Genomic DNA, 25,045 nt, shown 5'->3' with positions numbered 1-25,045 from the left:
GGCAGGCCAACAGGAGTCCTGCCATGATCGTTACCCGTTTCGCCCCGTCGCCGACCGGCTATATCCACGTCGGCAACCTGCGCACCGCGCTGCTCAACTACCTGATCGCCCGCAAGGCCGGCGGCCAGTTCATCCTGCGGATCGATGATACCGACCAGGAACGCTCGAAACAGGAATATATCGACGGGCTGATGCAGGACCTGGAATGGCTGGGCCTGGAATGGGACCGGCTGGAATACCAGTCCAAGCGCCTGGACCGCTACCGCGAGGCGGGCGAGCAGCTGCGCCAGATGGGCCGGTTCTACGAGGCCTTCGAGACCCCGGTCGAACTGGACCTGAAGCGCAAGAAGCAGCTGAACATGGGCAAGCCGCCGGTCTATGACCGTGCCGCCCTGGCGTTGAGCGACGACGAGAAGACCGCCCTGCGCGAGGAGCGCGGCCCGGGCGTGTGGCGCTTCAAGCTGGATCAGAAGCGCATCGACTGGACGGATGGCATCCTGGGCGACATCTCGATCGATGCGGCCTCGGTGTCGGATCCGGTGCTGATCCGGGCGGACGGGCAGATCCTTTACACGCTGGCCTCGGTCGTCGATGACGTCGAGATGGGCGTGACCCATATCGTGCGCGGTGCCGACCACGTGACCAATACCGCGACCCAGATCCAGATCATCGAGGCGCTTGGCGGCACGGCGCCGTCCTTTGCGCATCACTCGCTGCTGACGGGTCCGGGGGGCGAGGGGCTGTCGAAGCGCCTGGGCGCGCTGTCGATCCGCGACCTGCGCGCGAATGGCATCGAGCCGATGGCGCTGCTGAGCCTGATGGCGCGGCTGGGCTCGTCCCAGCCGGTGGAACTGCGGGCCTCGATCGAGGAGCTGGCGGAGGGGTTCGACCTGTCGCAGTTCGGCGCCGCGCCCACCAAGTTCGACGAGCAGGACCTGCTGCCGCTGACCGCCCATATCCTGCAGGCCAAGCCGCTGGAGGCGGTGAAGGCGCGGGTGCTGGAGGCGGGTGTGCCGGAGGAGCTGGCCGGGCAGTTCTGGCTGGTGGTGCGCGACAACATCCAGGTGCTGTCGGAGATCGACGGCTGGTGGGCGCTGTTCCGCGATGGCGCCGAGCCCGATGTGGCCGACGAGGACCGCGCCTTCATCGCCGAGGCGATGACGCTGCTGCCCGAGGGGCCGCTTGACGGAGAGAGCTGGGGCAAGTGGACTGCCGAGGTGAAGGCTGCGACCGGGCGCAAGGGCAAGGGCCTGTTCATGCCGCTGCGCAAGGCGCTGACCGGTCAGGCGCATGGGCCGGACATGTCGCAGGTGCTGCCGCTGCTGCAGGTGATCCGGGCGCGCGAAGGCGTGTGAGCCGCGCGCGGGGGACGGCGCTGGCGCGCCGTGCCTCCGGCGGAGGTATTTGCCGACAAGAAAATGGGGAAGGGCGCGCGCCGGGGGGCGGGCGCCTTTTTTCATGTTCGGCGGAGCCGGGCGAGGTGGTGGTCGACCAGCGCGGTTTCGGCGGGGGGGAGGGTCTGGGCGCGGGGGTAGAGGGGGGCCTGGCGGTCGTTCAGGATCGGCGCGTCCCAGCCGTCGGTGGTGGCGAAGAAGCGGGAGACGCCCTCGGGGCCGAATTCGGCCAGGTAGCCCTGGACCACCACGTCGAGATAGCTGAGCAGGATCGGGGCGGGACGGGGCGCCAGCGGATGTTTCGTGGCGGGGATCGTGTAGATCGCGATGTCGGGCCGGTGCGGCAGGGGATGGGTGATGGCGGGGGTGGCGGGCCGGCGGTCGTAGAAGGCTTCGCGGGCGTCGAGGGCGGCCCAGTCGGCCCCGGGGACGGCGGCGATCAGCCCTTCGATCTGCGTGTCCGGGTGGGGGACGGCGGTCAGGATGGCGGTGTCGCGGCCCTGGATGTGGCGCCAGAGGCGGCGCCAGCCGTGGGCGGTGGCGGGATGGGCATCGCCATAGCCATGGGTGCGGCGGTTCACCAGGCTGCCGTAGCCGAAGAAATGCGGGTCGGTGGTCACTGCGGCATCCTCCTTTGATACAGGTCAAATACATCTTGCCCGGGGCCCGTCATACAGGCCGGGGCCGCGCGGGGCGAGGCCGGGACGACAGGAGGGCAGGCCGGGGTGCCGGTGGCCAGGGCCTTGTGCACAGGAGACGGCAGATGCGGCTGACGAAACGGACCAATATCTCGATGCGGGTGCTGATGTACTGTGCCGTCAACCCGGACCGGCTGGTCACCAAGGGCGAGATCGCCGAGGCCTGCAATATTTCCGAGAATCACCTGGCGCAGGTGATCAACCGGCTGGGGCAGCTGGGCTTTCTGCAGACGCAGCGGGGGCGCAACGGCGGCATGACGCTGGGGCGGGCGGCGTCGAAGATCTACGTGGGAGAGGTGTTCCGGGCCACCGAGGCCTCGGTGCCGATCGCGGAATGCTTTGCCGGCGAGGACGAGAACACCTGTCCGCTGCGCGGCGTCTGCCGGTTGCGCGACGTGATCGGCTGCGCCACCGAGGCGTTCTATCGCGCGCTGGACAAGGTGACGCTGGAGGAGCTGGTGGCCGAGAACGGCGGCCTGGCCCAGATCATGATCCCGGTGGCACAAAGCGCCTGATCGCGATCCGAAAGCGACATCCCTCTTGCCAAGTCGCGGGGCGCTTGGATAAGGAGGCGCCATCGGAACGGGAGAACCGGCCCAGTGCCGGTGCCGAAGGAGCAACCGCCCCGGAAACTCTCAGGCGCCAGGACCTTCCGATATTTACACTCTGGAGAGAGGCCCGGACGGGTCCGCCGAAGGGATAGCGATCTCAGGCCAAGGAACAGAGGGGGCATCGGTGTACGGGGGGATTTCGCCCCGTGCGGAGGATGCCCGGGCGTATGCCGCGCCAGGGCCAGACCCTGGAGATACGGATGAGCGACGCCAAGACGGACGCCCCCCTCAGCCGCCTGATGCTGCATGACCTGCATGCGGAGCTGGGCGCGAAGATGGTGCCCTTTGCGGGGTACGAGATGCCGGTGCAATACGCCGCCGGCGTGATGAAGGAACATCTGCACACGCGCGCGGCCGCCGGGCTGTTCGATGTCAGCCACATGGGGCAGGTGATCCTGAAGGGCGCCGATCCCGAGACGCTGGCGCTGGCGCTGGAAAGCCTGATCCCCGCGGCCGTTCTGGGCCTGGGGCAGGGGCGGCAGCGCTACGGCTTGCTGACCAATGACGCCGGTGGCATCCGCGACGACCTGATGTTCGCCAACCGGGGCGATCACCTGTTCGTGGTGGTGAACGCGGCCTGCAAGGCGGCCGACATTGCCTACATGCGCGCCATGCTGCCGGGCATCGAGGTGGTCGAGATCACCGACCGCTGCCTGCTGGCGCTGCAGGGCCCCGGTGCCGAGGCGGCGCTGGCGCGGCTGGCGCCCGAGGTCGCGGCGATGCGCTTCATGGATGTGGCGACGGTGGTGCTGGCAGGGGCCGAGGCCTGGGTGTCGCGATCGGGCTATACCGGCGAGGACGGGTTCGAGATTTCCATTCCCGAGGCGGCGGCCGAGGCCCTGGCGCGGGCGCTGCTGGCGGATGAAAGCGTTTTGGCCATTGGCCTTGGCGCCCGCGACAGCCTGCGGCTGGAGGCCGGTCTGTGCCTTTATGGCCATGATATTGATGAAGAAACCTCTCCCGTAGAGGCGGCGCTTGGCTGGTCGATCCAGAAGGCGCGCCGGACGGGGGGGCTGCGCGCCGGGGGGTTCCCGGGCGCCGAACGGATCCTGGCGGAGCTGGAGGGCGGTGCGGCACGGCTGCGCGTCGGTCTGCGCCCCGAAGGTCGCGCGCCGATGCGCGAGGGCGTTGCGCTGTACGACGGCGCGGCCCGGATCGGCACCATCACCTCGGGCGCCTTCGGGCCGTCGCTTCAGGCGCCCGTGTCCATGGGCTATGTGCCGGCAGAGTTTGCCCGGCCCGGAACCCAGATCGCAGGCGAGCTGCGCGGCCGGATGGCGGCCGTGACGGTTGACAGCCTGCCCTTCCTGCCCGCCCAATTCAAACGCTGACAGCCAGGGAAACCCCGTCATGAAATTTACCGAAGAACACGAATGGCTCCGGGCCGAGGACGACCTGATCGTCGTGGGCATCACCGAACATGCCGCCGAACAGCTGGGCGACATCGTCTTTGTCGAACTGCCCGAGGAAGGCACGACCGTCAGCAAGGATGACGAGATCGTGGTGATCGAGAGCGTCAAGGCGGCGTCCGACATCCTGGCGCCGCTGGATGGCGAGATCGTCGAGATCAACGAGGTGCTGGTCAATGATCCCGGCAAGGTCAACGAGGACCCGATGGGGGATGGCTGGTTCTTCAAGATCCGCCCCTCGGATCTGTCGCAGATGGACGATTACATGTCCGAAGCCGAGTACAAGGACATGATCTCCTGATCTTTGTCCCGGGTGGCCGGGGGCGGCAGGATCGACCTGCCGCCCCCGGCGCGGGCCTCGGACGAGGCCCGCCGCGCCACCCCGGCCGAAGCGCCTTCGGCCCCCGTTCCCGTTCCCTGTCGCGCTGGTCCGCCCTTTGAAGAGGAGCTGTCATGCCCTTCCTTCCCACCGATTACCGTCCCTATGATTTCGCCAACCGCCGTCACATCGGGCCCTCGCCCGCCGAGATGGAGAAGATGCTGGAGATCGTGGGGGCCCCGAGCCTCGATGCGCTGATCGAGGAAACCGTGCCGGCGCAGATCCGCGCCGAGGCTGCGCTGGAGTTCGGCGCGCCCTTGTCCGAGGCCGACCTGCTGAAATTCATGCGCGGCGTCGCGAAGAAGAACAAGGTGCTGACCAGCCTGATCGGGCAGGGGTACCACGACACGATCACGCCGCCGGCGATCAAGCGCAACATCCTGGAAAACCCCGCCTGGTACACGGCCTACACGCCCTATCAGCCGGAGATTTCGCAAGGTCGTCTGGAGGCGCTGCTGAACTACCAGACCATGGTCAGCGACCTGACCGGGCTTGAGATTGCCAATGCCTCGCTGCTGGACGAGGCGACCGCCGCCGCCGAGGCGATGACCATGGCGCAGCGGGTCGCGAAGTCGAAGGCGAAGGCCTTCTTCGTCGATGCGGGTTGCCATCCGCAGAACATCGATGTGATCCGCACCCGGGCCGAGCCCCTGGGGATCGAGGTGATCGTCGGTGCGCCCGAGGATCTGGACGCGGGCGCCGTTTTCGGTGCGATCTTCCAGTATCCGGGTACCCATGGCCATCTGCGCGATTTCACCGCCCAGATGGCGGCGCTGCACGAGGCGAAGGCCGTCGGCATCGTGATCGCCGACATCATGGCGCTGACCCTGCTGAAGGAGCCGGGCGCGATGGGCGCGGACATTGCCGTGGGCTCGACCCAGCGGTTCGGCGTGCCGCTGGGCTATGGGGGGCCGCACGCGGCCTACATGGCCTGCCGGGACGAGATGAAGCGCAACATGCCCGGCCGGATCGTCGGCGTGTCGATCGATGCGCGTGGCAACCGGGCCTACCGGCTGGCCCTGCAGACCCGAGAGCAGCACATCCGCCGCGAGAAGGCCACGTCCAACGTCTGCACCGCGCAGGCGCTGCTGGCGGTCATGGCCTCGATGTACGCGGTCTTCCATGGCCCCGAGGGGCTGAAGGGCATCGCGCAGCGCATCCACCGCAAGACCGTGCGTCTGGCCAAGGGTCTGCAGGAGGCGGGCTTTGCCGTCGGCCCCGAGACCTATTTCGACACGATCCATGTCGAGGTCGGCGCGCTGCAGTCGGCGGTGATGAAATCGGCGCTGGACGAGGGGCTGAACCTGCGTCGCGTGGGCGCCACCAAGATCGGCATCAGCGTCGATGAATGCACCCGCCCCGCCACGATCGAGGCCGTCTGGCGGGCCTTCGGGCTGGAGCGCACCGATGTGGTGGAGCCCTACGAATACCGCCTGCCCGAGGATCTGATCCGCGAAAGCGGCTACCTGACCCACGAGATCTTCCACATGAACCGGGCCGAGACCGAGATGATGCGCTACATGCGGCGTCTGGCGGATCGCGACCTGGCGCTGGACCGGGCGATGATCCCGCTGGGTTCCTGCACGATGAAGCTGAACGCGGCCGTCGAGATGGAGCCGATCACCTGGCCCGAATTCAGCGCGCTGCATCCCTTCGCGCCGGTCGACCAGGCGGCGGGCTATGGCCAGCTGATCGGCGATCTGAGCGCGAAGCTGTGCGATATCACCGGTTACGCGGCGATTTCCATGCAGCCGAACTCGGGCGCGCAGGGGGAATATGCCGGGCTGATGACGATCCGGCGCTATCACAAGGCGCAGGGGCAGGGGCATCGCAACATCTGCCTGATCCCGACCTCGGCCCACGGGACCAACCCGGCGACCGCGCAGATGGCCGGCTGGACGGTCGTGCCGGTGAAGGCGCGCGAGAACGGCGATATCGACCTGGGTGACTTCCTGGAGAAGGCGCAGAAATACGCCAAGGATCTGGCGGCCTGCATGATCACCTATCCCTCGACCCATGGGGTGTTCGAGGAAACCGTGCGCGAGGTCTGCAAGATCACCCATGACCATGGCGGCCAGGTCTATATCGACGGGGCCAACATGAACGCCATGGTGGGGATCGCGCGGCCGGGCGATCTGGGCGGCGATGTCAGCCACCTGAACCTGCACAAGACCTTCTGCATCCCCCATGGCGGTGGCGGACCTGGCATGGGGCCGATCGGCGTCAAGGCGCACCTGGCCGAGCATCTGCCGGGCCATTGCCACACCGGCGGCACCGGTGCGGTGTCGGCGGCGCCCTTCGGGTCTCCGTCCATCCTGCCGATCTCCTGGGCCTACTGCCTGCTGATGGGCGGGGCGGGGCTGACCCAGGCGACCAAGGTGGCGATCCTGAACGCCAATTACATCGCGGCGCGGCTGAAGGGGGCCTATGAGGTCCTCTACAAGGGGCCGAGCGGTCGGGTGGCGCATGAATGCATCCTCGACACACGGCCCTTCGAGAAGCTGGCCGGGGTGACGGTGGATGACGTCGCCAAGCGCCTGATCGACTGTGGTTTCCATGCCCCCACGATGAGCTTCCCGATCCCCGGGACGCTGATGGTCGAGCCGACGGAGAGCGAGACCAAGGCCGAGCTGGACCGGTTCTGCGAGGCCATGCTGGCGATCCGGGCCGAGATCGGCGACATCGAGGTCGGTCGGATTGCCTCGGATGCGAGCCCGCTGAAGTTCGCGCCCCACACGGTCGAGGATCTGGTGGCGGCGGATTGGAACCGAGCCTACGCGCGCGAGCAGGGCTGCTTCCCGCCGGGTGCGTTCCGGGTCGACAAGTACTGGCCGCCGGTGAACCGGGTGGACAACGTCTGGGGCGACCGGAACCTGACCTGCACCTGCCCGCCGATGTCTGATTACGCCGAAGCGGCCGAGTAAGTCAGGCGGGTGACGCTGTTGCCCGTTCCGGGCAAGGCGCCCCACCCGCCCTCCCGCAGGGGGCTTGAAGAGGGGGCGCGCCGTGGTGGCGCGCCCCTTTCGCATATCAGGCGACGGCCGAGTTTTCCGCCTGCGCCAGGTCGAGCTTTACCATGGTCTGGTTCAGCAGCATGTAGGCGATTTCGCCGAAGGTGGCGGGGCCGGTGAAGGTGCCGGTGCGCTGGCCTTCAAGCTCGCCGTAGAGGTAGTTCAGGATGCAGTTGCACGACAGCTGGCGGGCGCCGTCATCGCCTGCGGCCTGGGCCATGAATTCGCCCGTATAGTCCGAGACAGGCTTGGCCAGGTGGTATTCCACGCCGGCGACCACGGGGGCGTAGAAATGTACCGTGCCGGTGGCTTCGTCCACGGACTGGACCGAGACGTTGATCATGGCGCCGGCATAATCGGCCACCAGTGGCAGGCGGATGTCGATGCCCTGTTCGGCGATGTAGGCGGCCAGGTTGACCTGCTGGCCCTGGACCGTGACGGTGGTGGCCGAGAAGCCGGTTTCGGCGAAGTGGAAGACGCGGGCCGGATCGCTGTCCTGGCTGAACAGGTTGACGATGTCGATCTCGGGGCGGCGGTCGGCGGGCAGCGAGACATGCATCACGACCGCGCCGTCCTCGAAGGCTTCGCCGGTCGAGCCGTCGAAGACCTTGGGGGTGATCTTGCCGATGTCCTCCAGCGCCACGCCTGAGATCCAGCCCATCAGTGGCTGGTCGAAGAGGCCCTGATAGCCGGTGCCGTTGATGGCGAATTCCGTATGGGCCGGGCAGAAGGCCGGGATCAGGATCAGCGACAGGCCACCGGAGAAACGGCCCTGGGTCAGGCCGGGCAGATCGGCGGTGGGCACGAAGCGGACCAGCGAATCCTCGGCATGTTCGACGATGGTGCAGAGCAGGTTGACGTCATCGCGCCGGCCGCCGCTTTCGGTCAGGAAATAATGCGAGGTGCCGCCGATCCAGTTGCCGGGGGGCAGCTGGCGCAGGGCGCTTTCGGACCCGGCAGCGATCAGGGTGGCGCCGGCACGGATGCGATCGGCGGCCTCGGACGGGCTGAGAAGTTCGGTTTTCATGGCTCTCTCCGGTCTGGATGGCGGCACTTACAGCGCGGCGATCTCGCCCACGGCGTTCTTGTTGGTGACGAAATACTCGCGCAGCTCTTTCGCTGCGGTTGCCAGCTGCCCCGGGTCGTTCGAGACCCGCACACGCAGCCGCGCCACCACCATGCGGGTCGCCAGGGATGCCCCCGCAAGGGCCGAGGAACTGCGCAGCGCATCGCGCCACAGGGGATTGTTCAGGTCAGGTATCATGTATCAAGCCCTCCGGATCTGGCCGGAAGACCTACGACAGGAGTCCTAACCGGACCTTTAACGCGGCCAGGGAAAATGCCTTGGATGCAGCGGGTTCCCTAGTCGCGGCTGCGCAGGATCCGGGCCGGGCGGGCGGAAAGCGGCCCCCAGGCCAGCGCCAGCCCTGCCAGCAGGTTCGCCAGAAGGCCGCCGCCCACCACCGCCAGCGCGTTGGGCCAGATCACCTGGAAGCGGGTTTCGAAGACGAAATGGCAGACCGCCCAGCCGCCCGTCACGCCTGCGGCCAGCGCCACCAGCCCCGCGCCCATCCCCAAAAGCCCCGACCGCAGCGCCAGGCTGCGCAGGATCATCGCCCGGCTGGCGCCCAGGGTCTTGAGGACCGCGGCCTCGTGCAGGCGGTCACGCTCGCCCGCCATGGCGGCGCCGATCAGCACCAGGAAGCCGGTCAGCAGCGTCGCCGAGGCCCCGTAGGAGGTCGCGGCGGCAATGGTCTGCAGCAGCGCGCTGACCCGGGCGATGGCATCGCCGACGCTGATCGCGGTGATATTGGGGAACTGCCGGCCGAGATCACGCAGCAGCGGCGCCTCGGCGGCGGGGCTGGCATAGACCGAGGCGATCCAGCTGTGCGGTGCCCCCGCCAGCGCATGGGAATCCATCACCAGCACAAAGCCCATGCCCGCATTGCGGAAATCGACATCGCGGAACGAGGTGATCGTGCCGGTGATCTCTCGGCCCAGGATGTTGACGGACATGGTGTCACCCAGCTTCAGGCCCATCTCGGTGCCTTCCCTTGCGGAAAAGCTGATCTGGGGCGGGCCGTCGTAGCCGCTTGGCCACCAGCGGCCCGAGGTGATCGTGGTGCCACGGGGCGGGGCATCGGCATAGCTGATGCCGCGGTCGCCGCGCAGCACCCAGCTGTCGGGGGCGACCTCTTGCGCGGGGCGGCCGTTGATCCTTGTGATCACACCGCGCAGCATCGGGGCGCTGTCGGTGCGGCTGATGCCGGGATCGGAACCGGTGCGGGTCAGAACGGCGTCGATCTGGTCCTGCTGGATGTCGACGATATAGTCGGACGGCGCGCGGTCCGGCAGATCCCGGCTGATGGCGGCGCGCATGTTGCCGTCGATCTGCCCGACCGAGGCCAGCACCGACAGGCCCAGGCCCAGCGACAGCACCACGGGCAGGACCTCGTTCCGGGGGGCCGAGAGGGCGGCGATGGCCCAGCGAAGCGCGGGGCGGCCGCGCACCAGCGGGCGCATCCGGCCCGCCAGGCGGCGCAGGCCTGCCGCCGCCAGTGCCAGCACCAGAAGTGCCGCCAGATTGCCCGCCGCCGCCCAGAGGGTCAGCTTGGCCGCGCCTGACAGAAGCGCCGCGCTGCCCACCAGAAGCGCCACCAGAAGGGCTGTGATCACAAGCGTTCGGCGGGGCGGAAGGCGGCGGCTGCGGCCGCCGTCGCGGAAGAGGGCGGCGGCGCGGATCTCGGCGGTACGCGACAGCGGCCAGAGGGTGAAGATCAGCGCGGTCAGCCCACCATAAAGCGCCGCCTGCGCCAGTGCCCCGGGATAGACCGAGAAATCAGCCGGGATCGGCAGCAGCGCCGTCAGCAGGGGGGCCAGCAGCAGCGGGATCGCCGCGCCCAGCAGCAGGCCCAGCAGGATGCCCAGTAGAGACAGTGCGTATATCTGTATGAAATAGCTAAGGAAAATGACCTGGCGGCTGGCCCCCAGAGTGCGCAGCGTGGCGATCACCGGGATCTTGCGCGCCAGGTAGCCGCGCACCGCCGCCGAGACGCCGACGCCCCCCACCGCCAGCCCCGACAGCCCGACCAGCGTCAGAAAGGCCGACAGCCGGTCGATGAACTGTGAAATCCCGGGCGCCCCCTCGCGCGCATCGCGCCAGCGGATGCCGGTGTCGGCAAAGGCGGCGCGGGCAGCATCTTCGAGCGGCTGCAGCCGGGCGCCCTGCGGCAGGTCCAGCCGGTAGCGGCTGTCAAAAAGCGTCCCCGGCGCCAGCAGCGCGGTGCCCTGCAAGGCCTGTCGCGCCACCAGCGTCCGTGGCCCCAGCGAAAACCCCGAGGCATTGGCATCGGGTTCCTGTTCCAGCGCGGCCATCAGGCGGAAGGCGACGCCGCCGATGCGGATCGGGTCTCCGGGTTTCAGGGCCAGCCGGTCGATCAGCGCCGGGGCCATCACGGCGCCCGGCAGGCCACCTGCGCCCTGCAGCGCCTGCGCCAGCGGCATCGCTGGCGCCAGCCGCAGCTGGCCGGTCAGCGGATAGGCGTCGTCCACCGCCTTGACCTGGGTCAGCGCCCGGTCATCGCTGCCCTCGGGCTGGGCCATGGATCGGAATTCCGCGATTTCAGAGACTTGCGTGGCGTGATCGGCCATCCATTCGCGCTCGGCCGGGGTGGCGAAACGGTAGGTCAGGGAAATCTCGGCATCGCCCCCCAGCATCGCCTTGCCCTCGCGCGCCAGCCCCGCCCGGATCGCATCCTGGACCGAGCCGATGGCCGCCAGCGCCGCCACCCCAAGCGCCAGGCAGGCGATCAGGATGCGAAAGCCCGACAGGCCGCCGCGCAGTTCCCGGCGGGCAATGCGCAGGGCCTGGGGCAGGGGGCTCATGTCTCGATCCGCCCGTCGCGCAGGCGGATTATCCGATCACAGCGCGCGGCAAGCTCGGGCGCATGGGTGACCATGACCAGCGTCGCGCCATGGCGGTCGCGCAGCGCAAAGAGCATGTCCATGATGGCGGTGCCGGTGGCCTCGTCCAGGTTGCCGGTGGGTTCATCCGCCAGCAGGATCCTGGGCCGCGGCGCCGAGGCCCGCGCCAGCGCCACGCGCTGCTGTTCGCCCCCCGAAAGCTGCGCGGGATAGTGATCGGCGCGGTGGTGCAGGCCCACCTCCTCCAGCGCGCGGGCGGCCTGGTCGAAGGCGTCGCGATGGCCGGCAAGCTCCAGGGGCGTCGCGACATTTTCCAGCGCCGTCATGGTGGGGATCAGGTGGAAGCTTTGGAACACCACCCCCATATGATCCCTGCGGAACCGCGCCAGCGCATCTTCGGACAGGTCTGTCAGATCCTGCCCGAGGGCGTGGATGCGGCCGCCCGTGGCGCGCTCCAGCCCGCCCATCAGCATGAGGAGAGACGATTTGCCCGATCCCGAAGGCCCCACCAGCCCCAGCGTTTCGCCTTCGGCGACGGTCAGGTCGATGCCGTGCAGGATGTCGACCAGACCGGCATTGCCCTTGAGCGAAAGCGCCAGGTCCTTCAGTTCCAATACCGTCCGGGTCATGCGGGGCCTTTCCGAGGGGCTGCGTTTCCTTCGATATGGATACGGTCGCGTCCGGGGCAAGGTGGCCGTGGCGATGTTGGTTACCCTTTCGGCCCTGCCCGCCCGGGCCGAGACCCTGCTGGCCTTCGGCGACAGCCTGACCCAGGGCTATGGCCTGCCGCAGGACCAGGGGCTGGTGCCGCAGCTGCAAGGCTGGCTGAAGGCGCATGGCCAGCAGGTGACGGTGATCAACGGCGGCGTGTCGGGCGACACCACGCAGGGCGGTCTTGCGCGCATCGACTGGAGCCTGACGCCCGACATCGACGCGGTGATGGTGATGCTGGGGGCCAACGACATGCTGCGCGGCACCGATCCGAAGGTCACCCGCGCCAATCTGGAGGGGATCCTGAAGGCGATCTCGGACCGGCATCTGCCGGTGCTGCTGGTGGGGATGCAGGCTTCGGAAAACTACGGGGCCGATTACAAGCAGGCCTTCGACGCGATCTATCCGGCGCTGGCGCAGCAATATGACACGGTCTTCCTGCCCAGCTACTTTGCCGGGGTGACACCGGACGGGGCGACCGATCCCGCGGCGATGCGGCCCTATCTGCAGGCCGACGGGCTGCATCCGACGGCCGAAGGCGTCGGCAATGCGCTGAGGCTGCTGGGTCCGGCGGTGCAGACCCTGCTGGCGCGGGTCAGCCCAGACGCAGGTTGATCGCCGAAACGCGGCCGTCGCGGCCTTCCTTCAGCTCGAAGCTGACGCGCTGGTTGTCGGCAAGGGCCGTCAGCCCGGAGTGCTGCAGCGCGTTGACATGGACGAAGATGTCCTTCGCGCCGCCCTCGGGCGAGATAAAGCCGTAACCCTTGGAATTGTCGTACCACTTCACGACGCCCTGCATGGCCGGTTCGGGTCCTCTGCTGGCCGTCCCGTCGCGGGATGCGAAGGGAGGTCGTGGATATATTGCGTCGAATTGACGCTAAGGCAAGGGATCTTGCCGCGTGGCGCTGATCAGGGCCGAAGTGCGCCCATCACGAACGAGGGCAACCTGCGCAGGGTGGCGACGGCAACGGTGCCATATTCGATCTCGCCCGCCAGAAGCCGCATGTAGAGATGCCGGATCGTGCCCGAACGCCGGAAGGCCCCGTGAAAGCCGCGCCGGAACAGCGGCGAGAAGATGATCTGCCGGATCATGTTCGCCTGGCGCAGCGCGGAATGCAGCGGTTTCAAAGCCTTGCGGTAGCGGGTGATGGCCTGGGCGGGATCATTGGCGGCCAGGGCCTGGGTCGCGGCACGGGCGGCCAGCTGGCCGCTTTTCATCGCATAGGCGATGCCCTCGCCGGTGATCGGATCAACGAGGCCCGCCGCATCGCCCGCCAGCAGCACGGCGCCGCGGCCGGGGATCTTGCGGAAATCGCCGAAGGGCAGGAAATGGCCCTTCACAGGCATCTCGGGGTCGTGGCCCAGCAGGGCCAGATAATCCGCCATCTCGGCCTTCATGTCGGGGTTCCTGGACAGCACGCCGCCCACCCCGATGGTCGAGCTTTCGCGCTTGGGGAAATGCCAGCCATAGCCCCATTGGGCGGCCTCGAAATCGATGCGCAGGGGGGCCTCGGGGTTGTCGGGGGCGGCGGGGGCCTCGACCTCCAGGCCGAAACCGATGCGGTCGCGATCAAAGCTTTGGCCGAACAGCGCCTTGGCGACCTGGCTGTTGACGCCATCGGCGCCGATCAGCACGCGGGCCTGCAGACGGGTGCCATCGGCCATTTCCAGGGTGCATTCGTCGGGCAGGACACGGGCGACGCGCTGGCCGGTGTAATCGGCGGCGCCCGCCTCCAGCGCGCGGGCGCACATCCAGGCATCGAGGGTGCGGCGCATGGCCAGGTGGATCGGCGGGATCCCGGGCAGCAGGGCCAGCAGTTCGCCATTGGCGTGGAAGCTGGCGGAATGGTGCGTTTCGATCAGCTGGGCGGGCACGGGGGTGCCGTAGATGTCCTGGAAATACCGGTAGCTGCGGCCGGTGAAACCGCCGCCGCACAGCTTTTCGCGCGGAAAGGCGGCCTTGTCGACCAGGGCCACCGACAGGCCGGCCTGCGCGGCGGTAAAGGCGGCCGCGGCCCCGGCAGGGCCGGCGCCAAGCACGATGATGTCGAAAGTCATTGCGGTTCAGGGCCCGAAGAAATCACGTATGTCGTCGAAAAGGCCACCTGCGGTCACGTAAAGCAGGTGTCCCTGACCCTCATAGACCGTGATGCCATCCGCGTGAAGACGGGTGGCGAAGCGGCGCGCCTCGGGCAGGGGAAAGACCGGGTCCGCGCCGCCATGAAACAGCCGGATCTTCGCGCCGTGCAGGTCGGGGTCGTCCTCCAGCCGCCAGTGCAGCAGCGAGGCGGTCTGGGCCATCGTCTCTTTCAGCGAGGGGGCGGTCATGGTGGCGCGCTGCTGATCCGCCAGCGCCTCGCTTTGCTTGGCGCGGGTCGGGTCGGAATAGTGGTTCTCGCCATAGAGCAGGGTGCGGTAATTCTCTGTCAGCGTGGCGTTTTCCCCGGCGAAATGGCTGCGCAGGCTGGCGCGCCAGAAATCCAGCGTGCCGCGCAGCGTCGACAGCAGCGGCCCGGGGAAACTGGTGGCCGAGGACACCAGTGCGATGCGGATATCGGGGGCGTTCAGGCGTTCGGCGGTCTCGATGGCGATGGGGCCGCCGGTGGAATAGCCGATGATGTCGACATGTTTCACCCCGAGGGCATTGACGTAATCGGCGATCAGCCGGGCCGAGCCGCGGATCGTCACCTTGTGGTCCAGCGGCAGGTGATCCATGCCGGGAAAGCGGTAGCCCACGACCTCGGTCCGGGGCAGGTGCCAGTCGACCGCGGGCCGGAAGATGTCGAGCGAGGCAAAGGCGCCGGGGATCAGCACCAGCGCCCGGTCGGCATGGGCGGGCACCTCGCGCGAGCGCACGAGGGGGAATGCGCCGGCCTTCTCGGGGCCGGGCAGGCTGGAACATGCGGCCAGCAGGGGCAGCAGAAGAAGCGGCAGGAGGCGGATCAGTCGCACGTCGGATTCCCGTGGCAGGCAGCAGGGCAGGGCCCTACCGGGGGGCGGCAAGGCAGCCTATATATGGGTCAAATCGACAGGAGGACACGCGATGTCTGGTCTGAAACTGACCTGCCTTGAGTGCGGGCAGGTGAACCGGGTTCCCGAGGCGCGTCTGGCGTCCGGCCCGAAATGCGGCACCTGCGGCGCCCGGCTGATGCCCCCCAAGGTGGCCGAGATCGATCCGGCGATCCTGGAAAAGGCCGCCCGCAACGACGATCTGCCGCTGGTGGTGGATTTCTGGGCCCCCTGGTGCGGGCCCTGCCGGATGATGGCGCCGGAGTTCTCTCGGGCGGCGGGGGATCTGCAGGGCCGCGCCCGGCTGGTCAAGCTGAACACCGAGGACCACCAGCAGGCCAACACCCGCTATGGCATCCGCGGCATTCCGACGATGATCGCCTTCGCCGGCGGCAAGGAACGCAAGCGCCAGGCCGGTGCCCTGCGCGCGCCGCAGATCATCGACTGGGTGCGCGCGATCTGACACGATCCGCCTGACCCTTTGCCATGGCGGCCCGGAGCGGGGATCAGAGCACCGTGACCTTGGTTCCGATTGTCACGGTGTCGTAAAGGGCGATGACGTCCTCGTTCCGCATGCGGAAGCAGCCCGAGGAGGCATTGTGCCCGATCGAGCTGGGCTGGGTGGTGCCGTGGATGCGGATGTAGGTGTCCTTGTCCCCCTGGTAGAGGTACATCGCCCGCGCCCCCAGCGGGTTGCCGGGGCCGCCCTTCATGCGGTCCTCGTTGCCCTTGAAACGGCCGTATTCGGCGGGGTTGCGCTGGATCATCTCGGGGGTGGGGCGCCAGGTGGGCCATTCGACCTTGCGACGGATCGTGGCGCTGCCGGTAAAGCCCAGGCCCGGCTTGGCCACCGCGATGCCATAGCGCATCGCCTCGCCCGGGGCGGTGACGTGGTACAGCATGAAGGCGCGCGGCAGGATCAGGATCTCGCCCTTGGCGAAGCTGACGGGCAGTTGCACGCGGGTCGGGCGCAGGATGTCCGGGGCCTCGGCGGCCAGTGACAGGCCGGGCAGGGCCGCGACGGCGCCGGCGGCAAGGCCCGCGCAAAGGAATTGACGGCGATCGGGCATGGGACCCTCCCTCTGGCTGATCGGTCTGGCAGCGGCATTCCGGCCGCGCGTTGGTGTAACGTAGCACGGACTGTGCCGGTTTCCGGTTTCCGGAACGTTTCCACGCCCCCTGTCACCCGTCTGCAACGCCCGCCGGGCCACCGTCACGGTGCCCTGAGGCGAAATTTACCCTCAGCCCCGACCCTCGGCGCCCAGATGACCTGATCCGGGAGTGCGCCCTCATGACGGAATCCTCCGCCAATCTGTCGATGCCCTATCTGCAGCCCTCGCAGGCGCAGAAACACGTGACCCACAATGCGGCGCTCGGGATCCTCGATGCGCTGGTGCAGCTGGCGGTGGCGCAGCGCAGCCTGACCGCGCCGCCCGCCAGCCCCGCCGAGGGCGATCGCTACATCGTCGCCGGCCCCGCCACCGGCGACTGGCTGGGGCAGGAGGACGCCATTGCCGCCTATGACGGCGGCGGCTGGCTGTTCCTGGCGCCGCAGCCGGGATGGCGGGCCTATGTGCTGGACGAGGAAGGCATCGTCACCTGGCGCGGCGATGCCTGGCAGACCGACACCGGCCTGCCGGCCGAGGTGTCGCTGCTGGGGATCAACGCCACGGCCGACACCACCAACCGGCTGAGCGTCTCGGCGGCGGCAAGCCTGCTGAACCACGCCGGCAACGGCCACCAGCTGAAGCTGAACAAGGCGTCCAGCGCGGACACTGCCAGCCTGCTTTACCAGTCGAACTGGAGCGGCCGGGCCGAGATGGGCCTGGCGGGATCGGATGCGTTTTCGGTCAAGGTGTCGGCGGATGGCGCGGCCTGGACGGTGGCGCTGGCCTTCGACGGGGCGACGGGGCTGGCCACCGGTGCCGCTGTCCAGAGCACGGCCGCAGATGCCACGGCGGGGCGGCTGATGACGGTCGGTGCTTTTGGCTTGGGCGATGCGGCAAGCGGGCTGGCGGCGCCCTCGGACAATGCCAATGCCTGCACGGTCAGCGGTTTTTACAGCTTCACCGCGGCGGGGACCAACACGCCGGTGGGCGATCCTTCGGGCGGCAGCCTGGTGGTGCTGCGCGGCGGCGCGGCCACGCCGCGCCAGCTGTTTGTCAGCGCCGACGGTCAGCACCTGTGGAGCCGCGGCTACACCGGCAGCAGCTGGTCTGCCTGGTCGCAGGTCTTCACTCAGGCCTCGGCCGTGGGCACTGTCAGCCAGAGCGGTGGCACCCCCACGGGCGCGGTGATCGAGAGCGGCTCGAATGCGAATGGCGAATATACCCGCTGGGCGGATGGCACCCAGATCTGCACCAACGGCGGGGCGGCAATCACCACGGATCCGGCGGCCTTCACCGGAACGGCGGTCAGCATCGACGGGGCCAAGCTGAAGATCGGCCGCTGGTTCTGATCGCCGTCAGAGCGGAAATGCACAGGGGCGCAGCCATCGGCTGCGCCCCTTTTGCGTCCGGCACACTGGCGAAGTGGCCATGGCGACCCCGGAAGGACTCGAACCCTCAACCTGCCGATTAGAAGTCGGCTGCTCTATCCGGTTGAGCTACGGGGCCGGTTCCCTGCCTTGTTGACCAAAGAGGGCGCCATGGCAAGGCTGATCACAGCACGATCACCAGCAGAATGACGATCACCGCAGCCAGAAGGATGCCGCGCCAGAAGTTCGGTTGCTGTCCCGTATCCTTCCGCGCGTAGCATTTGCCGCAGAACCCCCCAGAAAAACGCATTTTGTGGCCACATTCGTGGCAAGTAAAAGGTCTGAACTTCATAGTCCGGCCCCGTTCCCAAAATATAATGTAGAATGTCCAGCTACAGATAAGCCTCCCGTCCAGTCCCTTGGGCGGTTGGCGCTGCACTCGACGCGATCAAACAATTAACTTGATACTGAACCTCCAGTTATGACGTCTGGGGCGGGACGATCAATGTGTGGACCTTCACATTTGAGTATTTTGCGAGGCTGTGTGCCAAAAGGTCCCGCCTTCGGAGCTGTCTGCGCGCGAACGCGGCGAAGTTGTTCCGCCGATTGATACAGAGGCTCAGAGGGTGAGCGGATTCCGCTACGTTACGCTGGCGGTGTCAGGGCCGTGGATCGCCCCGCATCCGGGGCCTTCGCACGCTTTTCCACTGCCTTTCAGCGCGCCGGGGTGGCCTGCCAGCTGGCAATGGCCGCGCAGGCCCGGTTCAGGGCCTCGGTCTGGCGCAGTCCGGTGACCGAAACCCGCGGGGCCAGGTCATGGTTGCCGTCCTCGGTCCAGCTCAGGGTGATCTGTGGTGACAGGGAATAGCCGGAGACCTCGTCCAGGGTGCCGAAAGGATCGCGCGTTCCCTGGCAGATCAGCGTCGGACAGCGCAGTGTCGACAGATGGGCGGTGCGCAGCTGGTCAGGTTTGCCCGAAGGGTGGAAGGGATAACCCAGGCACAAGAGCCCGGCGATCCGGCCGCTGTCCCACAGGGTGTCGACGATCAGGCTGGCGACGCGGCCGCCCATCGACTTGCCGCCGATGATCAGGGGGCCGTCGCTGGGCAGGGGGCGTTGTTGCAGAAAGGCGGCCTGAGACGTGAGTGCCCCTTTCCCGTTCAGGCTCAGGCCACGCGAACAACCTCGGCGGTGCCGAGCGCGTTGAAGCGATTGATAAGAGCGACGCGGATGTGGATTTCGGCGGTTTGGCGATCGGGGTCCCTTGCAGCGATGCGCTCGCCGAAGGACTTGATGCAGCGCATCTTGGCCTCCACGCGGCTGCGAGCGTGGTATCCGGTCCACCGTTTCCAGAACGCCCGGCCGTAGTGACGTGTGGCGCGCAGGGTTTCGTTGCGCGCCTTGGCAGCCGGGCAGTCCTCTTTCCAAGCCCGACCGTTCCTTCGGATCGGTATGATTGCCGAGCCGCCGCGTGCGATGATGGCGCTGTGACATCGGCGGGTATCGTAGGCGCCATCCGCAGTCACGGTGCCGATGTCCTCGTCCTCGGGGATCTGGCCCAACAGGTCTGGCAGGATGGGGCTGTCGCCTTCCCGGCTGGGGGTGAACTCAACGGCCCGGATATCCGAAGTGGTAGTGTCCATTGCCAGATGCACCTTGCGCCATTGGCGACGACCCTGAACACCATGCTTGCGGGCCTGCCATTCGCCGTCGCCAAGAAACTTGATGCCGGTGCTGTCCACCAGCAGATTCAGCGGCCCGTCGGCACGACGATAGGGGATCTGCACCTTGAGGGTCTTCTGCCTACGGCACAGCGTCGAGTAGTCGGGAATGGGCCAGTCCAGTCCTGCGAGCCGCAGGAGGCTCGCGACCATCCCGGCTGTCTGTCTGAGCGGCAGTTTGAACAGCACCTTGATCGACAGGCAGAACTGGATCGCGGCATCCGAGAAAACTGGCGGGCGCCCTGGGCGTCCCTCATGCGGCGCGTGCCAGGCCATCTCCTTGTTCAGCCAGATCAGCAGTGACCCGCGCTTCCTGAGCGCATCGTTGTAGGTAGACCAGTTTGTCGTGTGGTAGCGGGCGGGCTTGGGCTTGCTCATGCAGCGCGTCTAACCGCATGGATTCCCGATGTGAATCCTTCACCGGCTGAGTTCTGCAACAACGCCATCTTGAAGCCAACCAGTCCCGCCCCCTCCATATGCAAAAGGCGCCGGAGCATCTCCCCTTGGCGTCTACATCACCGCCTACCCGAGAGTAGCCTAGGGGACTCGGGCGGGACGTTTAACCCTCGACACCCCCTGCGCAGACTTATGCTTCCATTTGCGCATTCGCCTGCTGTCTCTGACTTCTACGCCGAAGCGATCGGCTTCTCAGTTCATTGGGTTCATCAGCGTAAGATGCACGCTGTCCAAGCGGGTCCATCCGAGATCGTATTGCCGGTCAAGGCGCCTCACTGGACCAGCTGCCAGGAGGAGGCGCGACGAAGCCGAGTTAAGTTAGGATGCACCCCAGCCCTTCGGAACAGAGCTTGGCTGCCCCATGTGGTCTCATCATCCGAAATTTGAGCCCGGTCGATATGAGAGGGGGGCATCAACATATGGAGAAGGCGCCCATTGGGAGCCCTTCATCTTGATAAAAACTTGGCTTGGCGGGATCTTTGCCCCGATTTCGAGACAACTTTGCTCCGATTTACAACCGCTCAGTGGGTCCAGGCGCCGCGGCGGCCGCTGGCAAAGTTCTCGCCATAGCCGAAGGCGCGGACATTGGCCTTGCGCTTGTGCGGCTCGGTCACGACGGCCTCGATGCCATTGTCGCGGGCATAGTCCAGCGCGGCTTCCTTGCTGTCAAAACGCAGCTTGACCTGGGCCTGGGTGTCGGTGGCGCTGGTCCAGCCCATCAGCGGGTCGATTTCCCGATTCGTCTCGGGGAAGTATTCCAGGACCCAGTGACGGGTCTTGGCGGTGCCGGATTGCATGGCGGTCTTGGCCGGACAATAGATGCGTGCACGCATGGCTGGACTCCTTCGGTTGCGACCTCTTATCAGGAATTTCGCCGCGTTTCGCAAGGTGGCAAGGATCGGATGCATTCTGCTGACACCTCCTGACAGCAGGGCGGGTGTCGCCCCCTTGCGCCCGGGGCGAAACACCCCAACTCTAGTCCCGTCCCGCCGCCGGAGTCTGCCATGCCCTATGCCCACAGCGACAAGTCGACGCCCACCGGCGCCGAGATCCGCGCCCGCGAAAAGCTGGAAGGCGGCAAGGCCCTGGTGATGCACACGGAATTCAAGGCGGCCGGGGATCAGCCCACCGCCATCCGGGAACTGTCTTCGGGCATCCTGTCGGGCGAGCGTGACCAGGTGCTGCTGGGCGCCACCGGCACGGGCAAGACCTTCACCATGGCCAAGGTGATCGAACAGACCCAGCGTCCGGCCATCATCCTGGCGCCGAACAAGACCCTGGCCGCGCAATTGTACGGAGAATTCAAGGGATTCTTCCCCGACAACGCGGTCGAGTATTTCGTCAGCTACTACGACTATTACCAGCCCGAAGCCTATGTCCCGCGCTCGGACACCTATATCGAGAAGGAATCGCAGATCAACGACCAGATCGACCGGATGCGCCACTCGGCCACCCGGGCGCTGCTGGAGCGTGACGACGTGATCATCGTCGCCTCGGTCAGCTGCATCTACGGCATCGGCAGCGTCGAGACCTACGGCGCCATGACCCAGGACCTGGCCGTCGGCAGCGAATATGACCAGCGCAAGGTGATCGCCGATCTGGTGGCGCAGCAGTACAAGCGCAACGATCAGGCGTTCCAGCGTGGCAGCTTCCGGGTGCGGGGCGATTCGCTGGAAATCTGGCCCGCCCACTTGGAAGATCGCGCCTGGCGGCTGTCGTTCTTCGGCGAGGAACTGGAGGGGATCACCGAATTCGACCCCCTGACGGGCGCCCGCACCGGCACGATGGAGCGCGTGCGCGTCTATGCCAACAGCCACTATGTGACGCCGAAACCGACGATGAACCAGGCCGTCATCGGCATCAAGAAAGAGCTGCGCCAGCGCCTCGACCAGCTGGTGAACGAGGGGAAGCTGCTGGAAGCCCAACGGCTTGAGCAGCGCACCAACTTTGATCTTGAGATGCTGGAGGCCACCGGCGTCTGCAACGGCATCGAGAACTATTCCCGCTACCTGACCGGCCGCGCCCCCGGAGAGCCGCCGCCAACCCTGTTCGAATTCATCCCCGACAATGCGATCGTCTTTGCCGATGAAAGCCATGTCAGCGTGCCGCAGATCGGCGGCATGTACCGGGGCGACTACCGGCGCAAGTTCACCCTGGCCGAGCACGGCTTCCGCCTGCCCAGCTGCATGGACAACCGCCCCCTCAAGTTCGAGGAATGGGACGCCATGCGCCCGCAGTCGGTCTTTGTCTCGGCCACCCCCGGCAAGTGGGAGATCGAGCAGACCGGCGGCGTCTTCACCGAACAGGTCATCCGCCCGACCGGCCTGCTGGATCCGCAGGTGGAAATCCGCCCCGTCGAGATGCAGGTGGACGACCTGCTGGACGAGGTCCGCAAGGTCTCGGCCAAGGGTTTCCGGACGCTGTGCACCGTGCTGACCAAGCGCATGGCCGAGGATCTGACCGAATACATGCATGAACAGGGCATCCGGGTGCGCTACATGCATTCCGACATCGACACGATCGAACGCATTGAAATCCTTCGGGATCTGCGGCTGGGCGCCTTTGATGTGCTGATCGGGATCAACCTGCTGCGCGAGGGCCTTGATATTCCCGAATGCGGGCTGGTGGCGATCCTGGATGCCGACAAGGAGGGGTTCCTGCGCTCGGAAACCTCGTTGGTGCAGACCATCGGGCGGGCGGCGCGCAATGCCGAAGGCCGGGTCATCATGTATGCCGACCGCATCACCGGCTCGATGGAACGGGCGCTGGCGGAAACCGACCGGCGGCGGGAAAAGCAGATGGCCTACAACGCGGAACACGGGATCACCCCGGCAACGGTCAAGAAGAACGTCGAGGACATCCTGGCGGGCCTCTACCAGGGCGACACCGACATGTCGCGTGTCACGGCGCAGGTCGAGAAACCGATGGTCGGCGCCAACCTTCAGGCCCATCTGGAGGCGCTGCGCAGCCAGATGCGCAAGGCGGCCGAGAACCTGGAATTCGAGGACGCGGCCCGCCTGCGCGACGAGGTCAAGCGCCTGGAGGCGGTGGAGCTGGCGGTGGGCGACGATCCGATGGCCCGGCAGAGCGCCGTCGAAGCCGCCGCCGAAGCGGCGACGAAGACGCGCGGGCGTTCGACCGGCGGGCGCGCGGGTCAGCGCGGCGGCAACGTCAAGCGCCGCAAGCACTGAGGACGCCCGCCCCCCCCGGGTAGGGGCCGGAACGGGGTGGCCCGGCATCCGTGCCGGGCGCGCTGCCAGCGCCGAGGACGGCGCGCTGCGAAAGGCCCGCTCGGGGTCCGATGGGGCCGCATCGGGCGTGGCTGGCCGCGCCGCCAGCGCCAAGGACAGTCCGCCGCCAGGGATGAGAATGCCCGCCCGGGTTCAGGTGGGCCGGAACGGGCGGCGTCGCAACTTCGGGCGCGCCAAATGCTGAAAAGGGCGCCGCCCGCGCCGGGGGGCCGCAAGGAACGCCCGGTCCGTGCCGCGCGCCTCGGACGGGGCCCGTATCCCCTGGCCGGCCAGCGTGTCCTGCCGTGGCGCCGGACCTTTCAGCAAGACTTCGGGATTTGCGGTATCAGTAATTCTGGGCGCTGTCTTCCTGCAGGCCGGGCAGGGCAGGGGGCGCCTTCAGCTCCAGGTCCATGACGTAGACGGTGACGGCGATGATGGCCAACCCGGCCAGGGTCAGGATGACGGTGGTTCCGGTGCGCATGTCGGGCCCTTTCTGCGGCGGTTCGTTGCCAACGCGGCCGCAAACCGCGCGGTTCCTGTGGATCTGGATGCCCTGACGGCGCGTTGGGTCCGGAACGCACTCCGATCCGAAAGGAATTTCGCCGTGGAATATGGTATCCTTGGGCTGATCGTCCTGATCGCCGACATCTATGCTTTGTACAACGTGGCCGTCTCGGGCACTTCGGCGGGCGCCAAGATCCTGTGGGTCCTGCTGATCCTGATCCTGCCGGTCATCGGTTTCATCCTGTGGCTGGTGGCGGGCCCGCGCGGCCGCACGGCCCGGATCTGACCCGGGTTTCGATCCGGGCCATCGGGCATCAAGACCTGGCGTCGGGGCGGCTGTGGCCGCCCCGTGGCATTCGGGGCTTCTGTTCCCGCGAGGTTCCGATGATCATCCTTCACGCCTTCCAGTCGCGCCTTGGCCCCGGGGCCCGCGGCCGCATCGAGGGCACCGGCGAAGGCAGGGCCGTGCTTCGGTTTCCCGACGGCACCCGGGCGGCGGCGCATCTGGGCCCCGAAACCCTGCAGGTCGCCGCCTATCGCACGCCCGCGGGCCTGGTCACCGCGGCGCAGCGCTGGCGGATCCGACGGGCGGGCACGGGGTTTCGCGTGCTGGGCCCGGGCCTGCCGCTGTGACGCGCTTTTCCCGCGCGGGGCGATTGACTCCTGCGGTTTCCTCGATATAAGCGCGGCTTCACTGGTGTTGGTGGCCCCCGCAAGGGGATGCCTGTCAACCCGGGCAGCCTGGCCCGCAAGGGCTTCAGGTCCGGGGAGAGGACAACGCCCTTCATTGCACCATCTGGTGCACCCTACCGAAGGAGATCAGCCGTGACCAAACGCACGTCTGCCAAGTACAAAATCGACCGCCGCATGGGCGAAAACATCTGGGGCCGCGCCAAGTCCCCGGTCAACCGTCGTGAATACGGCCCCGGCCAGCACGGCCAGCGCCGCAAGGGCAAGCTGTCCGACTTCGGTCTGCAGCTGCGCGCCAAGCAGAAGCTGAAAGGCTACTACGGCGACCTGACCGAAAAGCAATTCCGCCGCATCTACGGTGAAGCCGAACGCCGCAAGGGCGACACCGGCGAGCTGCTGATCGGTCTGCTGGAACGCCGCCTGGACGCCGTCGTCTACCGCGCCAAGTTCGTGGCGACCGTCTTCGCTGCCCGTCAGTTCGTGAACCACGGCCACGTCCTGGTGAACGGCAAGCGCGTGAACATCCCCTCCTACCGCGTGAAGGAAGGCGACGTCATCGAAGTTCGCGAAAAGTCGAAGCAGATGGTTGTCCTGCTGGAAGCCGTCCAGCTGACCGAGCGTGACGTTCCGGACTACCTGGAAGTCGACCACTCGAAAATGACCGCGACCTTCGTGCGCACCCCGGGCCTGTCGGACGTTCCCTACCCCGTCCAGATGGAACCCCACCTGGTCATCGAATTCTACGCGCAGAACTGATCCTGCGCCGATCCCGATACGGAAAGGGCCGCCCCCAGGGGCGGCCCTTTTCGCATGGGTCAG

Annotated in this window: 26 protein-coding genes, 1 tRNA gene and 1 riboswitch; of the genes, 12 read left to right on the top strand and 15 right to left on the bottom strand. The window is 67.3% G+C overall.

What is annotated here, in order from left to right:
* Positions 1-23 precede the first annotated feature (23 nt).
* Positions 24-1,355, top strand: a complete 1,332-nt coding sequence (gltX, locus tag AC2ITM_RS15770; RefSeq protein ID WP_486467581.1) for a glutamate--tRNA ligase — start codon at positions 24-26, stop codon at positions 1,353-1,355.
* A gap of 101 nt (positions 1,356-1,456) precedes the next feature.
* Here gltX and AC2ITM_RS15765 read toward each other — a convergent pair whose 3' ends face one another.
* Complete coding sequence (locus AC2ITM_RS15765) at positions 1,457-2,014, bottom strand: gamma-glutamylcyclotransferase family protein (protein WP_486467580.1); 558 nt, start codon at positions 2,012-2,014, stop codon at positions 1,457-1,459.
* Between the two features lie 143 nt (positions 2,015-2,157).
* On the opposite strand from AC2ITM_RS15765, the gene AC2ITM_RS15760 reads away from it, so the two are divergent.
* From AC2ITM_RS15760 to gcvP, 4 genes are all read left to right on the top strand, one after another.
* On the top strand, positions 2,158-2,607 hold the full coding sequence (locus AC2ITM_RS15760) for an RrF2 family transcriptional regulator (RefSeq protein ID WP_486467579.1): 450 nt from the start codon (positions 2,158-2,160) through the stop codon (positions 2,605-2,607).
* A gap of 57 nt (positions 2,608-2,664) precedes the next feature.
* Positions 2,665-2,753, top strand: a riboswitch (glycine riboswitch).
* A gap of 150 nt (positions 2,754-2,903) precedes the next feature.
* Positions 2,904-4,034 carry a glycine cleavage system aminomethyltransferase GcvT gene (gene gcvT / locus AC2ITM_RS15755; protein WP_486467578.1) on the top strand — a complete coding sequence of 377 codons (1,131 nt, stop codon included), beginning with the start codon at positions 2,904-2,906 and terminating at the stop codon, positions 4,032-4,034.
* Between the two features lie 19 nt (positions 4,035-4,053).
* Positions 4,054-4,413 (top strand): glycine cleavage system protein GcvH, encoded by a 360-nt coding sequence (gene gcvH, locus AC2ITM_RS15750; protein ID WP_486467577.1) that lies wholly within the window; start codon positions 4,054-4,056, stop codon positions 4,411-4,413.
* 152 nt (positions 4,414-4,565) lie between these two features.
* Positions 4,566-7,415 (top strand): aminomethyl-transferring glycine dehydrogenase, encoded by a 2,850-nt coding sequence (gene gcvP, locus AC2ITM_RS15745; protein ID WP_486467576.1) that lies wholly within the window; start codon positions 4,566-4,568, stop codon positions 7,413-7,415.
* Positions 7,416-7,521: 106 nt separating this feature from the next.
* On the opposite strand, the gene AC2ITM_RS15740 is transcribed toward gcvP, so the two are convergent.
* The 4 genes from AC2ITM_RS15740 to AC2ITM_RS15725 all read right to left on the bottom strand — a co-directional run bounded on the left by AC2ITM_RS15740 (position 7,522) and on the right by AC2ITM_RS15725 (position 12,055).
* Positions 7,522-8,529, bottom strand: coding sequence for a DUF6976 family protein (locus tag AC2ITM_RS15740; protein ID WP_486467575.1), 1,008 nt, complete (start codon positions 8,527-8,529; stop codon positions 7,522-7,524).
* Positions 8,530-8,556: 27 nt separating this feature from the next.
* Positions 8,557-8,766, bottom strand: coding sequence for a hypothetical protein (locus tag AC2ITM_RS15735; protein WP_486467574.1), 210 nt, complete (start codon positions 8,764-8,766; stop codon positions 8,557-8,559).
* Positions 8,767-8,864: 98 nt separating this feature from the next.
* Positions 8,865-11,387 (bottom strand): ABC transporter permease, encoded by a 2,523-nt coding sequence (locus tag AC2ITM_RS15730; RefSeq protein WP_486467573.1) that lies wholly within the window; start codon positions 11,385-11,387, stop codon positions 8,865-8,867.
* Positions 11,384-12,055 carry an ABC transporter ATP-binding protein gene (locus AC2ITM_RS15725; RefSeq protein ID WP_486467572.1) on the bottom strand — a complete coding sequence of 224 codons (672 nt, stop codon included), beginning with the start codon at positions 12,053-12,055 and terminating at the stop codon, positions 11,384-11,386. Before AC2ITM_RS15725 ends, AC2ITM_RS15730 begins: the two co-directional genes overlap by 4 nt.
* A gap of 73 nt (positions 12,056-12,128) precedes the next feature.
* On the opposite strand from AC2ITM_RS15725, the gene AC2ITM_RS15720 reads away from it, so the two are divergent.
* Complete coding sequence (locus AC2ITM_RS15720) at positions 12,129-12,752, top strand: arylesterase (RefSeq protein ID WP_486467571.1); 624 nt, start codon at positions 12,129-12,131, stop codon at positions 12,750-12,752.
* Here the strand turns inward: AC2ITM_RS15720 and AC2ITM_RS15715 are convergent.
* The 3 genes from AC2ITM_RS15715 to AC2ITM_RS15705 form a co-directional block, all read right to left on the bottom strand.
* Complete coding sequence (locus tag AC2ITM_RS15715) at positions 12,733-12,936, bottom strand: cold-shock protein (RefSeq protein WP_486467570.1); 204 nt, start codon at positions 12,934-12,936, stop codon at positions 12,733-12,735. The two genes, AC2ITM_RS15720 and AC2ITM_RS15715, sit on opposite strands and share 20 nt — an antisense overlap.
* Before the next feature lie 110 nt (positions 12,937-13,046).
* Complete coding sequence (locus AC2ITM_RS15710) at positions 13,047-14,195, bottom strand: geranylgeranyl reductase family protein (RefSeq protein WP_486467569.1); 1,149 nt, start codon at positions 14,193-14,195, stop codon at positions 13,047-13,049.
* A 6-nt stretch (positions 14,196-14,201) separates the two neighbouring features.
* Positions 14,202-15,089 carry an alpha/beta fold hydrolase gene (locus AC2ITM_RS15705; protein ID WP_486467568.1) on the bottom strand — a complete coding sequence of 296 codons (888 nt, stop codon included), beginning with the start codon at positions 15,087-15,089 and terminating at the stop codon, positions 14,202-14,204.
* A 91-nt stretch (positions 15,090-15,180) separates the two neighbouring features.
* On the opposite strand from AC2ITM_RS15705, the gene AC2ITM_RS15700 reads away from it, so the two are divergent.
* The gene (locus AC2ITM_RS15700) at positions 15,181-15,609 is read left to right on the top strand and encodes a thioredoxin family protein (protein ID WP_486467567.1); all 429 of its coding nucleotides are present in this window, start codon (positions 15,181-15,183) and stop codon (positions 15,607-15,609) included.
* Positions 15,610-15,652: 43 nt separating this feature from the next.
* Here the strand turns inward: AC2ITM_RS15700 and AC2ITM_RS15695 are convergent, their stop codons facing one another.
* Positions 15,653-16,216: a L,D-transpeptidase gene (locus AC2ITM_RS15695; RefSeq protein ID WP_486467566.1), complete on the bottom strand. Its 564-nt coding sequence runs from the start codon at positions 16,214-16,216 to the stop codon at positions 15,653-15,655.
* 221 nt (positions 16,217-16,437) lie between these two features.
* Here AC2ITM_RS15695 and AC2ITM_RS15690 point away from each other — a divergent pair, with 221 nt between their 5' ends.
* Positions 16,438-17,604 (top strand): DUF2793 domain-containing protein, encoded by a 1,167-nt coding sequence (locus AC2ITM_RS15690; protein ID WP_486467565.1) that lies wholly within the window; start codon positions 16,438-16,440, stop codon positions 17,602-17,604.
* Between the two features lie 80 nt (positions 17,605-17,684).
* Here the strand turns inward: AC2ITM_RS15690 and AC2ITM_RS15685 are convergent.
* The 5 genes from AC2ITM_RS15685 to AC2ITM_RS15665 form a co-directional block, all read right to left on the bottom strand.
* Positions 17,685-17,761 (bottom strand) — tRNA-Arg (locus AC2ITM_RS15685).
* A gap of 45 nt (positions 17,762-17,806) precedes the next feature.
* Positions 17,807-17,932, bottom strand: coding sequence for a hypothetical protein (locus AC2ITM_RS15680; RefSeq protein ID WP_486467564.1), 126 nt, complete (start codon positions 17,930-17,932; stop codon positions 17,807-17,809).
* Positions 17,933-18,336: 404 nt separating this feature from the next.
* Positions 18,337-18,732 carry an alpha/beta family hydrolase gene (locus tag AC2ITM_RS15675; protein WP_486469448.1) on the bottom strand — a complete coding sequence of 132 codons (396 nt, stop codon included), beginning with the start codon at positions 18,730-18,732 and terminating at the stop codon, positions 18,337-18,339.
* Between the two features lie 56 nt (positions 18,733-18,788).
* Positions 18,789-19,721 (bottom strand): IS5 family transposase, encoded by a 933-nt coding sequence (locus AC2ITM_RS15670; protein WP_486466497.1) that lies wholly within the window; start codon positions 19,719-19,721, stop codon positions 18,789-18,791.
* Between the two features lie 599 nt (positions 19,722-20,320).
* Positions 20,321-20,632 (bottom strand): ETC complex I subunit, encoded by a 312-nt coding sequence (locus AC2ITM_RS15665; protein ID WP_486467563.1) that lies wholly within the window; start codon positions 20,630-20,632, stop codon positions 20,321-20,323.
* A 171-nt stretch (positions 20,633-20,803) separates the two neighbouring features.
* On the opposite strand from AC2ITM_RS15665, the gene uvrB reads away from it, so the two are divergent.
* Entirely contained in the window at positions 20,804-22,990 is a 2,187-nt protein-coding gene (gene uvrB / locus AC2ITM_RS15660) for an excinuclease ABC subunit UvrB (RefSeq protein ID WP_486467562.1), read from the top strand.
* A 385-nt stretch (positions 22,991-23,375) separates the two neighbouring features.
* Here uvrB and AC2ITM_RS15655 read toward each other — a convergent pair whose 3' ends face one another.
* Positions 23,376-23,513, bottom strand: a complete 138-nt coding sequence (locus AC2ITM_RS15655; protein WP_486467561.1) for a hypothetical protein — start codon at positions 23,511-23,513, stop codon at positions 23,376-23,378.
* A 123-nt stretch (positions 23,514-23,636) separates the two neighbouring features.
* Between AC2ITM_RS15655 and AC2ITM_RS15650 the strand changes: the two genes are divergently transcribed.
* The 3 genes from AC2ITM_RS15650 (at position 23,637) to rpsD (ending at position 24,982) form a co-directional block, all read left to right on the top strand.
* On the top strand, positions 23,637-23,822 hold the full coding sequence (locus AC2ITM_RS15650) for a PLDc N-terminal domain-containing protein (RefSeq protein ID WP_486467560.1): 186 nt from the start codon (positions 23,637-23,639) through the stop codon (positions 23,820-23,822).
* Between the two features lie 98 nt (positions 23,823-23,920).
* Positions 23,921-24,169, top strand: coding sequence for a hypothetical protein (locus AC2ITM_RS15645; RefSeq protein ID WP_486467559.1), 249 nt, complete (start codon positions 23,921-23,923; stop codon positions 24,167-24,169).
* A 192-nt stretch (positions 24,170-24,361) separates the two neighbouring features.
* Complete coding sequence (gene rpsD, locus AC2ITM_RS15640; RefSeq protein ID WP_486467558.1) at positions 24,362-24,982, top strand: 30S ribosomal protein S4; 621 nt, start codon at positions 24,362-24,364, stop codon at positions 24,980-24,982.
* The last annotated feature ends 63 nt before the right edge of the window (positions 24,983-25,045 follow it).

The sequence above is a fragment of the Pseudooceanicola sp. NS-SX9 genome, from assembly GCF_057380705.1.
This window is presented reverse-complemented; position numbering and strand designations above follow the sequence as displayed.

Bases quoted from the DNA above. Each gene is read 5' to 3' on its own strand.
- gltX (WP_486467581.1), top strand. From the start codon at position 24: ATGATCGTTACCCGTTTCGCCCCGTCGCCGACCGGCTATATCCACGTC.
- AC2ITM_RS15760 (WP_486467579.1), top strand. From the start codon at position 2,158: ATGCGGCTGACGAAACGGACCAATATCTCGATGCGGGTGCTGATGTAC.
- gcvT (WP_486467578.1), top strand. From the start codon at position 2,904: ATGAGCGACGCCAAGACGGACGCCCCCCTCAGCCGCCTGATGCTGCAT.
- gcvH (WP_486467577.1), top strand. From the start codon at position 4,054: ATGAAATTTACCGAAGAACACGAATGGCTCCGGGCCGAGGACGACCTG.
- gcvP (WP_486467576.1), top strand. From the start codon at position 4,566: ATGCCCTTCCTTCCCACCGATTACCGTCCCTATGATTTCGCCAACCGC.
- AC2ITM_RS15740 (WP_486467575.1), bottom strand. From the start codon at position 8,529: ATGAAAACCGAACTTCTCAGCCCGTCCGAGGCCGCCGATCGCATCCGT.
- AC2ITM_RS15735 (WP_486467574.1), bottom strand. From the start codon at position 8,766: ATGATACCTGACCTGAACAATCCCCTGTGGCGCGATGCGCTGCGCAGT.
- AC2ITM_RS15730 (WP_486467573.1), bottom strand. From the start codon at position 11,387: ATGAGCCCCCTGCCCCAGGCCCTGCGCATTGCCCGCCGGGAACTGCGC.
- AC2ITM_RS15725 (WP_486467572.1), bottom strand. From the start codon at position 12,055: ATGACCCGGACGGTATTGGAACTGAAGGACCTGGCGCTTTCGCTCAAG.
- AC2ITM_RS15720 (WP_486467571.1), top strand. From the start codon at position 12,129: ATGTTGGTTACCCTTTCGGCCCTGCCCGCCCGGGCCGAGACCCTGCTG.
- AC2ITM_RS15715 (WP_486467570.1), bottom strand. From the start codon at position 12,936: ATGCAGGGCGTCGTGAAGTGGTACGACAATTCCAAGGGTTACGGCTTT.
- AC2ITM_RS15710 (WP_486467569.1), bottom strand. From the start codon at position 14,195: ATGACTTTCGACATCATCGTGCTTGGCGCCGGCCCTGCCGGGGCCGCG.
- AC2ITM_RS15700 (WP_486467567.1), top strand. From the start codon at position 15,181: ATGTCTGGTCTGAAACTGACCTGCCTTGAGTGCGGGCAGGTGAACCGG.
- AC2ITM_RS15695 (WP_486467566.1), bottom strand. From the start codon at position 16,216: ATGCCCGATCGCCGTCAATTCCTTTGCGCGGGCCTTGCCGCCGGCGCC.
- AC2ITM_RS15690 (WP_486467565.1), top strand. From the start codon at position 16,438: ATGACGGAATCCTCCGCCAATCTGTCGATGCCCTATCTGCAGCCCTCG.
- AC2ITM_RS15680 (WP_486467564.1), bottom strand. From the start codon at position 17,932: ATGCGTTTTTCTGGGGGGTTCTGCGGCAAATGCTACGCGCGGAAGGAT.
- AC2ITM_RS15670 (WP_486466497.1), bottom strand. From the start codon at position 19,721: ATGAGCAAGCCCAAGCCCGCCCGCTACCACACGACAAACTGGTCTACC.
- AC2ITM_RS15665 (WP_486467563.1), bottom strand. From the start codon at position 20,632: ATGCGTGCACGCATCTATTGTCCGGCCAAGACCGCCATGCAATCCGGC.
- uvrB (WP_486467562.1), top strand. From the start codon at position 20,804: ATGCCCTATGCCCACAGCGACAAGTCGACGCCCACCGGCGCCGAGATC.
- AC2ITM_RS15655 (WP_486467561.1), bottom strand. From the start codon at position 23,513: ATGCGCACCGGAACCACCGTCATCCTGACCCTGGCCGGGTTGGCCATC.
- AC2ITM_RS15645 (WP_486467559.1), top strand. From the start codon at position 23,921: ATGATCATCCTTCACGCCTTCCAGTCGCGCCTTGGCCCCGGGGCCCGC.